The organism is Microbacterium sp. che218 (assembly GCF_040436305.1).
Taxonomy (GTDB): Bacteria; Actinomycetota; Actinomycetes; order Actinomycetales; family Microbacteriaceae; genus Microbacterium; species Microbacterium algihabitans.
The window spans coordinates 3043133-3054039 of record NZ_AP031501.1; the positions used below are offsets into that span (position 1 = coordinate 3043133).

The 10907-nt window shown below is 71.0% G+C and carries 14 protein-coding genes; 6 read left to right on the forward strand and 8 right to left on the reverse strand.

The window, feature by feature from the left end; translation table 11 throughout:
• The first annotated feature begins 25 nt into the window (after nucleotides 1-25).
• Nucleotides 26-940, forward strand: coding sequence for an aldo/keto reductase (locus ABXS86_RS14315; protein WP_353664911.1), 915 nt, complete (start codon nucleotides 26-28; stop codon nucleotides 938-940).
• A gap of 7 nt (nucleotides 941-947) precedes the next feature.
• Here the strand turns inward: ABXS86_RS14315 and ABXS86_RS14320 are convergent, their stop codons facing one another.
• From ABXS86_RS14320 to ABXS86_RS14335, 4 genes are all read right to left on the reverse strand, one after another.
• Nucleotides 948-1331: a hypothetical protein gene (locus ABXS86_RS14320; RefSeq protein WP_353664912.1), complete on the reverse strand. Its 384-nt coding sequence runs from the start codon at nucleotides 1329-1331 to the stop codon at nucleotides 948-950.
• Complete coding sequence (locus ABXS86_RS14325) at nucleotides 1328-2323, reverse strand: hypothetical protein (RefSeq protein ID WP_353664913.1); 996 nt, start codon at nucleotides 2321-2323, stop codon at nucleotides 1328-1330. Before ABXS86_RS14325 ends, ABXS86_RS14320 begins: the two co-directional genes overlap by 4 nt.
• Nucleotides 2310-2825: an RNA polymerase sigma factor gene (locus ABXS86_RS14330; protein ID WP_307213419.1), complete on the reverse strand. Its 516-nt coding sequence runs from the start codon at nucleotides 2823-2825 to the stop codon at nucleotides 2310-2312. The genes ABXS86_RS14325 and ABXS86_RS14330 overlap by 14 nt, the downstream gene beginning before the upstream one ends.
• Nucleotides 2826-3142: 317 nt before the next feature.
• Complete coding sequence (locus ABXS86_RS14335) at nucleotides 3143-3544, reverse strand: PaaI family thioesterase (protein ID WP_307213417.1); 402 nt, start codon at nucleotides 3542-3544, stop codon at nucleotides 3143-3145.
• Nucleotides 3545-3688: 144 nt separating this feature from the next.
• Between ABXS86_RS14335 and ABXS86_RS14340 the strand changes: the two genes are divergently transcribed.
• Entirely contained in the window at nucleotides 3689-5014 is a 1326-nt protein-coding gene (locus ABXS86_RS14340) for an MFS transporter (RefSeq protein WP_353664914.1), read from the forward strand.
• Between the two features lie 86 nt (nucleotides 5015-5100).
• Here ABXS86_RS14340 and ABXS86_RS14345 read toward each other — a convergent pair whose 3' ends face one another.
• From ABXS86_RS14345 to ABXS86_RS14360, 4 genes are all read right to left on the reverse strand, one after another.
• Entirely contained in the window at nucleotides 5101-5715 is a 615-nt protein-coding gene (locus ABXS86_RS14345; protein WP_373459227.1) for a TetR/AcrR family transcriptional regulator, read from the reverse strand.
• Between the two features lie 18 nt (nucleotides 5716-5733).
• Nucleotides 5734-7143 carry a dihydrolipoyl dehydrogenase family protein gene (locus ABXS86_RS14350; RefSeq protein WP_353664915.1) on the reverse strand — a complete coding sequence of 470 codons (1410 nt, stop codon included), beginning with the start codon at nucleotides 7141-7143 and terminating at the stop codon, nucleotides 5734-5736.
• An 87-nt stretch (nucleotides 7144-7230) separates the two neighbouring features.
• Complete coding sequence (locus ABXS86_RS14355; protein WP_353664916.1) at nucleotides 7231-7494, reverse strand: hypothetical protein; 264 nt, start codon at nucleotides 7492-7494, stop codon at nucleotides 7231-7233.
• Nucleotides 7491-8333, reverse strand: coding sequence for an NAD-dependent epimerase/dehydratase family protein (locus tag ABXS86_RS14360; protein ID WP_353664917.1), 843 nt, complete (start codon nucleotides 8331-8333; stop codon nucleotides 7491-7493). The genes ABXS86_RS14355 and ABXS86_RS14360 overlap by 4 nt, the downstream gene beginning before the upstream one ends.
• Nucleotides 8334-8524: 191 nt before the next feature.
• On the opposite strand from ABXS86_RS14360, the gene ABXS86_RS14365 reads away from it, so the two are divergent.
• From ABXS86_RS14365 to ABXS86_RS14380, 4 genes are all read left to right on the forward strand, one after another.
• Nucleotides 8525-9067 (forward strand): RNA polymerase sigma factor, encoded by a 543-nt coding sequence (locus ABXS86_RS14365; protein ID WP_251508274.1) that lies wholly within the window; start codon nucleotides 8525-8527, stop codon nucleotides 9065-9067.
• Nucleotides 9068-9072: 5 nt separating this feature from the next.
• Nucleotides 9073-9642: an Asp23/Gls24 family envelope stress response protein gene (locus ABXS86_RS14370; RefSeq protein ID WP_353664918.1), complete on the forward strand. Its 570-nt coding sequence runs from the start codon at nucleotides 9073-9075 to the stop codon at nucleotides 9640-9642.
• Complete coding sequence (locus ABXS86_RS14375) at nucleotides 9642-9962, forward strand: hypothetical protein (protein WP_307213404.1); 321 nt, start codon at nucleotides 9642-9644, stop codon at nucleotides 9960-9962. The genes ABXS86_RS14370 and ABXS86_RS14375 overlap by 1 nt, the downstream gene beginning before the upstream one ends.
• A 70-nt stretch (nucleotides 9963-10032) precedes the next feature.
• Complete coding sequence (locus tag ABXS86_RS14380; RefSeq protein ID WP_353664919.1) at nucleotides 10033-10881, forward strand: SDR family oxidoreductase; 849 nt, start codon at nucleotides 10033-10035, stop codon at nucleotides 10879-10881.
• The last annotated feature ends 26 nt before the right edge of the window (nucleotides 10882-10907 follow it).

Sequence of the window (10907 nt, forward strand, 5' to 3'; positions counted from 1 at the left end):
TGTTCCCCGCCGCTAGCGTCGGAGCATGCACGTCGCCCGCCTCGGTCTCGGCCTCGCCGCCGTCGGCCGCCCCGCCTACATCACCACGGCCCGCGACGAGGATCTCGGCGATCCGGCCTCGCGCTCGATCGAGGCGATGCGCGACCGGGCGCATGCGCTGCTCGACGAGGCGTGGGATCTCGGCATCCGCTCCGTCGACGCGGCCCGGTCGTACGGGCGCGCGGAGGAGTTCCTCGGGTCGTGGCTGGCACGGCATCCGGAGCGTCGCGCCGCGCTGACGATCGGTTCGAAGTGGGGCTACGCCTACGTCGGCGGATGGCGGATGGATGCCGCGGTGCACGAGCGCAAGGAGCATTCGGTCGCCATGTTCGACCGGCAGTGGCCCGAGACGCTCGCGGCGCTGGGCTCGGCTCCGGATTTCTCCCTCATCCATTCGGTGACCCCCGACAGTCCCGCGCTGTCGGATGCCGTCCTGCTCGACCGGCTGCGCGCCCTGCGCGACCGCGGCGTCCGCGTCGGCCTGTCGACGAGCGGGCCGCACCAGGGCGAGGTGATCCACGCCGCCCTCGCGGTCGACGCGCACCCGTTCTCGGTGGTGCAGTCGACGTGGAACCTGCTCGAGACCTCGGTCGCACCGGCCCTGCACACGGCCCACGACGACGGCTGGACGGTGGTGGTGAAGGAGGCTCTCGCCAACGGCGAGCTCGCGCGCGCCGAGCCGGGCAGCCGCCTCGACCGCCTGGCATCCGGACTCTCGCCCGACGTGTTCGCCCTCGGCGCCGCACGGGCGCAGCCCTGGGCCGACATCGTGCTCAGCGGAGCGACGACGGCCGCACACCTGCGCCGCGGGGTGCAGGCACGCCCGATCGAAGCGCCGGGCGACCTCGCGACCGATCCCGACGACTACTGGCGCCGGCGCTCGGAGCGCCCCTGGCGGTGAGCTGCGCTCAGGGCACGCAGTTCAGCGTCGCGACCGTGCCCGAGACGTTCGCCCACGAGGTGGCGATCGCCGTAGCCAGCACCGAGCCCAACGACGAGCGCGCCTGGACGTAGCCCGAGGATCGCGCGTCGGCGATCGAGCGCACCGTGATGCCGGGGGAGTAAGTGCCGCACGTCGAGAACGACACGCGCGTGCCCGACAGGCTCGATCCGCTGAAGGCGCAGACGTTGCCGTCGGCGCAGCTTCCGACCGCCCGCTCGGTGCCGGAGGGGACGTCCATGGTCATGCCCAGCTCGGGCCATTCGGCGTGATGGGAGTCGATGACGACGCCGCCCGGGGTCTCTTGGAGCGCTGCGGCGATGTCGGGGTGCAGCTGGTCGGGGCTGGTCATTCGGTGTCCGCCTTCCTGTCGAGGACATCCCAGAGGGTGTAATCGGTGATCGACCCCGCGGGCAGCTTCAAGGTCTCGCTGTCGGCGAGGAGTGCCGATTCGAACCCGACGATGCGCCCCGTGTCGGCCGACAGCAGCAGGGTCGACTCCGACGTGGTCAGCCCCGACGGCACCGCGGCGAGACCGACGACGGGGCGGCCGAGGCGGTCGAACGCCGTTCCGACCACGCGGAGTCCGGGGGCTTGGCCGACGACCTCGAGCAGGGCCGCCTGCTGCGGACCGGTGAGCGTCCACTCGCCGAGCAGGGCGCGTGCCCCGAGCATCGCATCGCCCGCCGTCAACTGGTCGCCGGCGCCCGTCGAGGTGAGCACCAGTGCCCGCATGGCGTCGACCGTCGGCTCGGGTGGGGTGGGGGAGAGGGGCGCGAACTGGTTCTGCACGAAGGTCAGGTCGCCCACGACCGTGCCGGGCGTCGGTTCTCCGGCCGGGACCGTGTCGCCCGCCGCGTTCGTCGCCTCGGCGGCGGTCGTCACGACCGACCCGGACAGGTCGGCGTTCCACCGGACGTCGACCCACTCGCGGCGGAACACCGTCGCCTCGGCCTCGTCGGGCGACCCGCTGAAGTACCAGCCGAGGGAGAGCGAGCGGCGCTCGGGCTCGGCGGGTCCGGTGCCGTCGGTCAGGCGTTGCCGCGCCTGTGCGATCACCTGCGAGACGTCGTCGGAGATCACGGTGAACGCCAGGGGCTGAGGAGTGAGGGCGGATGCCGGCGAACTCGGCATCCACAAAACTCCGGTCACGATCGCCAGCACGAGCACGACGACCGCGGCGGCGGAGCCCCACGTGACGAGGGCCGGCCGACGGCGCGTCTTCTGCGCGGACGCGGCGAAGGCACGGGCCCGACGTTCGGCGTCGAGCGGGATCGGGGCGTCGAGGGGGGTGAGCGCCGGATCGAGGCGCTGCAGAGCGCGGGTCAGATCATCGTCGGTCATCGAACACCTCCTCCGCGGAGACGGCGGTCCCTTCGAGCAGGGGCCGGAGTTTCGCCCGCACGCGGTTCAACCGGGTCCAGACGGTCCCCGCGCTGGCGCCGACGACGATCCCCACCTCGGCCGCCGAGAGTTCCTCCCAGTACGTGAGCCAGAGGATCTCGCGCTCGCGTTCGGAAAGGTCGCGGATCGCATCGACCAGACGCTCGATCATCTCGCCCTCCGACGAGCTCGAGAGAGTGCGCACCTGGTCTTCGATGTGCGTCCACAGTGCCCCCTCCCTGTCTCGTCGTCGGTACTCGTTCGCGATGAGGTTGCGTGCCGTGCGGTACAGCCACGGCAACCCGAACGGCTCTCGCGGATCGCGCTTGCGCCACGCGATCTCGAAGCACTCCATCGTGAGGTCGTCAGCGGCCTCGCGATCCGACACGCGTCGCTCGATGAACCGTCTGACCGCGTTGTAGTGCTCACGGAAGAGCGCCACGAAGCCCGCGTCGTCCGTCACCGCCGTCTGTCCTCGTGCTCGTACCCGGGCTGTGTCGCCAGGGCGGCATACCTTACGGCGGAGCCGCGGAAAAAACTTTTCGACCCCGGTGTAAGGAATGCGGCGGGGGTGACACAGCACTGGTGGGGGTGGGTGCCGTCTCCGGCTTCGAGAGGGCACCCGCACGCCCGTCGTCCGATGTTCGGGTCTGACGACGACGGGCGAGGGGTTGCGCCGCATGGGGGTGGCGCAACCCCTCGGATACCCGTCATGCGATCCAGGATGTCAGAGTCGCGGTGTCTCTCCCCGCGTCGCGCGTCGCGGATTGCGTCGTTCGGCTAGCTCTGCGCGTCGGGGTCGACGAGCAGGTTCGTGATGCGCGCCGTCGCGATCGGCCTGCCGTCGTCGTCGGTGACGTGGACGTCGTAGGTCGCGAGACGTCGGCCCCGGTGCGCCGCCGTGGCGACGGCGTGGATCCGCCCGTCACGTGCGCCGCGGTGGTGCGTGATGTTGAGGTCGACCCCGACGCAGACCTTGTCGTAGCCCGACGCATGGATCATGGCCGCCCACGAGCCGACGGCCTCGGCGAGGGCGGCGGTCGCCCCGCCGTGCAGGCGCCCGAGCGACTGCGTGTTGCCCTCCACCGGCATCGAAGCTGCGACCCGGTCGGCCGACTGCTCGGTGACGGTGATGCCGAGGCGCTCGTCGAGTGCTCCGGGGACGATGCTCCACAGCGGCATGGCTGCTCCTTCCGTCGCGCTCGCGCGCAGCTGGCTCGTGCGCTCTTGTCGAGCGCGTCCGGCTCTGACACTATTACTGAACGCTCGGTCGGTAACAGGTTCGATCGAGATCCACCGCCCTGACCACAGAACGACGGAGTTCTCATGGCCACCACCCACGCCCCGGCATCCACCCGTGCCACCGCAGGCCTCTCGCGAGAGGAACGGCGCGTTCTCGCCGGCACCCTCGTGGGCACCTCGATCGAGTGGTACGACTTCTTCATCTACGCCCAGGCGGCGGGGCTCGTGCTCGCGCCGCTGTTCCTCGCCCCTCTCGCCCAGACCGATCCGGCCATCGCGCAGGTGCTGTCGTTCGCGACGATCGGCATCTCGTTCCTCTTCCGCCCGCTCGGCGCCGTCGTGGCCGGCCGGCTCGGCGACCGTCTCGGCCGCAAGAAGATGCTCGTGCTCACACTCATCATGATGGGCGTGTCGACGGCCCTCATCGGCGTGCTGCCGACCTACGCCGCGATCGGCGTGGCCGCCCCCATCCTGCTCATCCTCCTGCGCGTGCTGCAGGGCTTCTCGGCCGGTGGCGAGTGGGGTGGTGCGGCCCTGCTCTCGGTCGAGCACGCCCCGGTCAACCGCCGCGGCTACTTCGGCGCGTACCCGCAGATCGGTGTTCCGGTCGGCATGATCCTCGCCACCGCGACGTTGTGGATCCTCACCTCGTCGATGTCGGCCGAGGCCTTCCTCGCGTGGGGCTGGCGCGTGCCGTTCCTCTTCTCGATCGTGCTCATCGTCGTCGGATACGTCATCCGCCGCGCGGTGGAGGAGAGCCCCGTGTTCGAAGACCTCGTACGCCGCCGCAAGGAGTCGTCGGCCCCTCTCGGTCAGCTGTTCCTCAAGAACTGGCGCCAGGTCGCCCTGACGGCGTTCGTCTTCATCGGCAACAACGCCGCGGGCTACCTGCTCATCGCGTTCTTCGCGACCTACTCCGTCACGGCGTTGGGCATGGATCGCCCCACCGTGCTGCTCGCCACGACCCTCGCATCCTTCGGCTGGCTCGGCTTCACCCTGTGGGGCGGCCGGCTCTCGGACCGCCTCGGGCGCGTGCGCACCTTCCAGCTCGGCTACCTGCTGCTGGCCGTGTGGGCCGTGCCGATGTGGTTCCTGATCGACACCGCGAACATCGTCTGGTATTTCGTCGCCCTGTTCGTGATGACGCTCGGCCTCGGCCTGTCGTACGGACCGCAGGCGGCGCTGTACGCCGAGATGTTCCCCGCGAACGTGCGGTACTCGGGCGTCTCGATCGGCTACGCGCTCGGAGCGATCATGGGCGGCGCCTTCGCCCCGATGATCGCCGAGGCCCTGCTGCGCTCGACCGGCGCTTCGTGGACGATCGGCGTCTACATCGCGGTCGCCGCGCTCATCTCGCTCGGCGCGGTCTCGCTCATCAAGGAGCCGAAGGGCGTCGATCTGCGGGCGTGATCCCGGATGCCGAGGAGGGGCCCCTGCGCACGGCGCGGGGCCCCGTCGTCGCGTCGTGGGAGCACGCGCGATGAGAGGGCGCCGGGTCAGGCGGTGCGCAGGCCGTCGAGGGCGATGCGCACGATGTCGGCCCCGAGGCGATCGCCGTCGACGCTGCCCCCGGGGCGGTACCACTCGACGACCGAGTTGATCATGCCGAACAGCAGACGTGCGGCGACGGCGGCGTCGACGTCGTCGCGCACGCTGCCCTCGGCCTGGGCTTCGGCGACCAGCCCGGTGACGCGGTGGTCGAAGACGCGCCGCCGCTCGAGCGCGGCCTGCTCCACGGCGCTGTTGCCGCGCACCCGCAGCAGGAGCGTGACGGCGGGCAGCTGCGCCACCAGCACGTCTGTCGCGCCGGTGAGCACGTGACGCAGGCGGTCCGATGCCGCGCCCTCTCTCGCGCCGGGCTCGTCGAGCACGGCTTCGAGTCCGCCCAGGGCCGCCTCGAGGGCGACCGCGAGCAGCTCCTCCTTCGAGGAGAAGTGGTGGTACAACGCCGACTTCGTCAGCCCGAGCCGCTTGGCGAGGTCGGCCACGCTCGTGGCGTCGTAGCCCTGCTCGTTGAACAGCTGCACGGCCACGGCCAGCAGGCCTTCGCGGTCGTATCCGGGCCGCCCGCGGCGCGCGGGAGCGCCCGAGGTCGTGGCGGAATCGGCGATGCTCACGATGTCAGTGTGTCACTCCAGCAGGGCGGGGGAGTCCGCGTGCAGAAGCGCACGCGCCGCGTTGCCGATGACCGCGCTGTAGGTCGGATACGCGAAGCGCACCCCCGCGAGGGTCGCCACATCGATGCCCGCGGCCATCGCCGTGGTCACCGACTGGATCACTTCGACCGCGTTCTCGCCCACCGCGTGGGCACCGAGCACGAGCTCGCGCCGGCGGTCGGCGATGAGCATGAGGAAGCCGTTCTCGCGGTCGTCGATCACGGCCCGGTCGAGGTCGGCGAAGCGCACGGTCGCGACCACGCACGAGGGGTCGCGGTCGCGCGCCTGCTCCTCGGTGAGGCCGACGCCCGCGTAGTCGGGGTCGGTGAACCCACCGGCGGGGAGCAGGTGGTGCGGCGTTCGCCTGTTCGCCCCGAGCACGGCGTTCTCGGCCGCCGCCTCGCCCTCGAACTGCGCGGCCTGCACCAGCATGTCGCGTCCGTTGGCGTCGCCGACGGCGAGGATGTGCGGGACCATCGTGCGGAAGTACCGGTCGACGGGGATCGCGGAGCGTACGACCTCGACCCCGGCGTTCTCGAGGCCGAGGTCTTCGACATCGGCCGGCCAGCCGGTGGCCATGATGACCACGTCGACTTCGGTCGCGCGGGTGTCGCCGTCTTCTCTCCACGCGAGCGTGATGGCTCCGTCGGAGGACTGCTCGAGGCTGTCGACCGTGTCGATCCCGGTGCGCACGTCGACGCCGTTCGCGCGGAACGACGACGCGATGACCTCGGAGATGCGGGCGTCGGATGCCATGAGCACACGCGGCGCGACGTCGAGCAGCGTGACCTCCGACCCGAACGAACGGAACACGGTCACCAGCTGCGCGCCGGTGTTGCCGGCGCCGATGACGGCGACGCGGCGGGGGAGCGCGGTGAGCGACAGCACGTCCTCGGGCACGGTCGCCAGCTCGGCGCCCGGGACCGGCAGACGCCGCGAGTGACCGCCGACGCACACCAGGATCGACTCCGCCCGGATCCGGCGTCCGCTGTCGAGGACCAGGGTGTGATCGTCCGCGAAGCGCGCGCGACCTTCGTGCACCAGGTCGACGCCGGCCGCGGCGAAACGCTCGGCCTCGCGCTTGATGGAGCGCACGGCATCCACCCGCTCGTGGACGCGATTCACGACGGCGGCCCAATCGATGCGCGGTTCGTTCACGACGATGCCGTAGTCGTCGGCGGAGCGCGTCTCGCGCATCAGCCGCGCGGCCTTGGCGAGCACGCGTGTCGGAACGCAGCCGGTGTTGACGCAGGTGCCGCCGACGCGTCCGGCCTCGAGCACCACCACCGAGGCGCCGAGCTCGGCCGCGCGTAGGGCCGCGGCGGTGCCCGCGGGTCCGGCTCCGATCACGGCGATGTCGTAGGTGTCGGCGTCGTGGTTCACGGTGATCCTCCGGGCGGGTCGAGGACCCCAGTCAATCGCTCGGGGACGACGGGGCGCACGGGCTTGCGCCCGTGGGTGGAACCCTCGTCAGAATCCCTCGTACAGCTCGGTCGCGGTGAGGCCCTTTCCGCCCAGCGCGTGAACGCCGGGCGCGGGGATCACCTCGAACGTCTCACCGTCGTGGCGCAGTTCGGCGGTGTAGTCGCCGCGGGTGTCGAGCTTGAGCTCGAACCGGCCCGTGTCGATGAGGCGGAGGGTCACCACCGCTCCGCTGCGCGCGAGGAAATTGACTTCTTTCTCTTGGGCGGTCGGAAGCGGGATGACGGGCTCGTCGGAGGCGTGCTCGCTCATCGTTCGTCCCGCCACGAGTGCTGCGGGTCGTAGCCGAGCAGCCGTCGGGCCTTGTCGATCGACAGCAGCGTGCGGGTGTCGTCGAGGTCGCCGCGCGTCTCGACGTCGGGGAACACTTCGGCCACGAGATCGGCGTTCGACCGGGTCATGACGGTGTCGGCCGCCGCGATGATGAAGGTGTCGAACCCGGCGGGCGCGGTCTCGAGCGCACGCTCGATCGCCTGGGCGCCGTCGCGGGCGTCGATGTAGCCCCACAGGTTCCACTTGCGCGTGCGGGCGTCGTCGTCGAACGGGAACTCGGCGTAGTCCTCGGGCACCATGACGTTCGAGAAGCGCAACGCCGTGATCGAGAGGTCGGGGTGCCAGCGCACCAGCTCGGCCGCCATGCGCTCTTCGAGTGTCTTGACCAGCGAGTACACCGACTCGGGGCGCGGCGGATACTCCTCGTCAACGGGGATGTACGGCGGCGGTGCGTCGAACGGGAGACCGAGCACCGTCTCGCTCGAGGCGTAGACGATCTTGCGGATGCCGAGTCGCACGGCCGCCCAGAACACGTTGAAGGTGCTCGTCATGTTGTTGTGGAAGGTCGCGACGTCGGAGCGGATGCCGGGGGCCGGGATCGCCCCGAGGTGCACGAGCGCGTCGAAACCGTCGTGCTGGTCGTTCACGCCGGCGAGGGCGTCGATCACCTGGCCGTAGTCGGTGAGCTCGACCTGGACGAAGCCGGGGCCGCGCTCGCCGCGGACGTCGAGGCCGATGACGTCGTGACCGGCGGCGCGCAGTTCGCGGGCGACGACGGTGCCGAGCTTGCCGGATGAGCCGGTGAGGGCGATGCGCATGGGAGTCCTCCGGGGATCGTGGGGTGGCGACGACGATAGCGGCGCCCTCCGACATCGGCCCGCGGGTTGACGGGAGGCCCCGGCGCCCTGCCACGCCGCGGCGCGTTCGTCAAGATGTCGGGCCCCTTTCGGCCCGGGGTGTTTCGCTATGCCCACGGCCCGATCCCGAACGCGCACCGACAGGAACCGTAATGCCCTCTCTGTCCTCCGCCACCGATGCGTTCCTCGCATCGCGCGCGGCCGATGGCGACCACCTCGCCTTCGGCGTGCTGGTGCGAAGGCATGCTCCCTTTCTGGTGGCCTTCGCCACGCGTTTGACCGGCTCGCGCGCCGACGCCGACGACTGCGTGCAGGAGGCCCTGATCACGGCGTGGCGGCGTCTGCCCGACCTCACCGAACCCGAGAAGGTGCGAAGCTGGCTCACGACGATCGTGTCGCGCAAAGCGACCGATCGACTGCGCTCCCGGAAGATCTCGGAGGAGATCGACGAGGAGATGGTGTCCGGCCGCGACGATCCGGAGCGTTCGGTCGTGGCGTCGTCGCAGATGGATGCGTTGAAGAAGGTGCTGGCCGAGCTCCCCGAAGACCTCCGCGTGGTGTGGGTGCTGCGCGAGGTCGGCGGCCACAGCTACGACGAGATCGCCGTCGAGGTCGGAGAATCCGCGGCGACCGTGCGCGGTCGACTGGCTCGGGCCCGCAAGACCGTGTTGGAACGAATGCAGGAGTGGAGGTGACCCGGATGAGCGAGCACGACGACGACATCGGGGGGTCGGGCTACTCCCTCGAAGACCTCTCCGCGTATCTCGACCGCGGACGCACCCCCCGCATCCCCGCGATCGAGCGCAATGCCGAGTGCCAGGCGATCCTGGCGTCGATGGAGCGCATGGGACGACTGTCGCGCGAGATCGTCGACGAACAGGCGAGCGAACCGATCGCCGAGTCCTGGTACGACAGCATCATGCACGAGGTCATGCGCGAATTCCGAGCCGGCCGCGACATCCCCCTGGCGCGCACCGACGACGGAACCGAACTGGTCGTGACGGAGGGTGCGCTCTACGAGCTCATCCGCACGGTCGGCGACCGTATCGAGGGACTGCTGGTCGGACGCGTGCGCCTCGACCAGCCCGAGCCCGACGCTCCGCTCGACGTGACCGTCACGGTGAGCGTGCGCTTCGGTCGCGCGATGACCGAGGCCGTCGACGAGATGCGCGACGGCATTCGTTCGGCCATCGACAGGCAGGGCGACCTGAGGGTCGGACGAGTGGACGTCACCGTCGGCGACGTGCACATCGACGAGGGGGAAGAGTGATGACCAGCATCAGCGCCGCGGAACTCGCTCCGCGCATCGACCTGGCGGTGACGGCGGTGCAGGGCGTGCGCGAGTGCTATTCGGCGCGCCCCGTCGTGGCTCGAGCCTACGAGCACGTCACCGACGTCGAAGGGTCGCTCGCCGCGGTCGACGAGGCCGGCGGAGCGCGGGCGATCACCGTGTGCATCGGGGTGTCGCTCGACGACGACGCGGCGGAGGTCGCGGCGTCGGTGGCTGCCGCGGCCCGCGCCGCCGGGGGAGACGACGTGCCCTCGTCGGTGCGCGTGCGCGTGTCGCGACTGGTCGCTCCCGCCTCCTGAGCGGATCCGGGCCCGACCGGGGCGCGGCGGCTTACGCTGGGATCACCGTCCCCTCGTCCCCGGAGGCCGCATGTCCACGCCGCCCGTCATCGCCGTCACCGGTTCCACCGGCTCCGTCGGAGGGCGGGTCGCGCGCGACCTCGCCGCCCGCGGCATCCGTCAGCGTCTGATCGTGCGCGACGCGACGCGCGCCCCCGACCTGCCCGACGCCGACGTGCACGTCGCCCGCTACTCCGATGCGGATGCCGCGCGCGCGGCCCTCGAGGGCGTCGAGACGTTGTTCATGGTGTCGGCCTCGGAGACGTCGGACCGCGTGGAGCACCACCGCACCTTCGTCGAGGCCGCGGCCTCGGCAGGGGTGCGCTCGATCGTCTACACCTCGTTCCTCGCGGCGGCGCCCGACGCGGTGTTCACGCTCGGGCGCGACCACGCCGCCACGGAGGAGATCATCCGGGCGTCGGGCATGTCGTGGACGTTCCTGCGCGACAACTTCTACATGGACATGATGGAGCTCTTCGCCGGCGACGACGGGGTGATCCGCGGCCCCGCCGGCAAGGGACGCTGCTCGCTCGTCTCGCGCTCCGACGTCGCCGCGACCGCGGTGTCGGTGCTCCTCGACCCGGCCGCCCACGCCGGCACCGCCTACGACCTCACCGGCCCCGAGGCGCTGACCCTGGCCGAGGTGGCCGAGAAGATCTCGGCCGTCCGCGGCAACCCCGTGCGCTTCCACGACGAGACCGTCGACGAGGCCTACGCCTCGCGCGCGGGCTACGGCGCGCCGCGCTGGCAGGTCGACGCGTGGGTCAGCACCTACACCGCCATCGCCAGCGGAGATCTCGCGGCGGTGTCGTCCGATGTCGAGACGGTGACGGGGCGACCGGCGCAGAGTTTCGACGAGTTTCTCGGCGCCGTGTCATGAACCGCCGGCTCGGGTATGCTGACCGC

Bases quoted from the DNA above. Each gene is read 5' to 3' on its own strand.
- ABXS86_RS14320 (WP_353664912.1), bottom strand. From the start codon at position 1,331: ATGACCAGCCCCGACCAGCTGCACCCCGACATCGCCGCAGCGCTCCAA.
- ABXS86_RS14355 (WP_353664916.1), bottom strand. From the start codon at position 7,494: ATGAGCGAGCACGCCTCCGACGAGCCCGTCATCCCGCTTCCGACCGCC.
- ABXS86_RS14315 (WP_353664911.1), top strand. From the start codon at position 26: ATGCACGTCGCCCGCCTCGGTCTCGGCCTCGCCGCCGTCGGCCGCCCC.
- ABXS86_RS14325 (WP_353664913.1), bottom strand. From the start codon at position 2,323: ATGACCGACGATGATCTGACCCGCGCTCTGCAGCGCCTCGATCCGGCG.
- ABXS86_RS14380 (WP_353664919.1), top strand. From the start codon at position 10,033: ATGTCCACGCCGCCCGTCATCGCCGTCACCGGTTCCACCGGCTCCGTC.
- ABXS86_RS14340 (WP_353664914.1), top strand. From the start codon at position 3,689: ATGGCCACCACCCACGCCCCGGCATCCACCCGTGCCACCGCAGGCCTC.
- ABXS86_RS14365 (WP_251508274.1), top strand. From the start codon at position 8,525: ATGCCCTCTCTGTCCTCCGCCACCGATGCGTTCCTCGCATCGCGCGCG.
- ABXS86_RS14375 (WP_307213404.1), top strand. From the start codon at position 9,642: ATGACCAGCATCAGCGCCGCGGAACTCGCTCCGCGCATCGACCTGGCG.
- ABXS86_RS14335 (WP_307213417.1), bottom strand. From the start codon at position 3,544: ATGCCGCTGTGGAGCATCGTCCCCGGAGCACTCGACGAGCGCCTCGGC.
- ABXS86_RS14360 (WP_353664917.1), bottom strand. From the start codon at position 8,333: ATGCGCATCGCCCTCACCGGCTCATCCGGCAAGCTCGGCACCGTCGTC.
- ABXS86_RS14370 (WP_353664918.1), top strand. From the start codon at position 9,073: ATGAGCGAGCACGACGACGACATCGGGGGGTCGGGCTACTCCCTCGAA.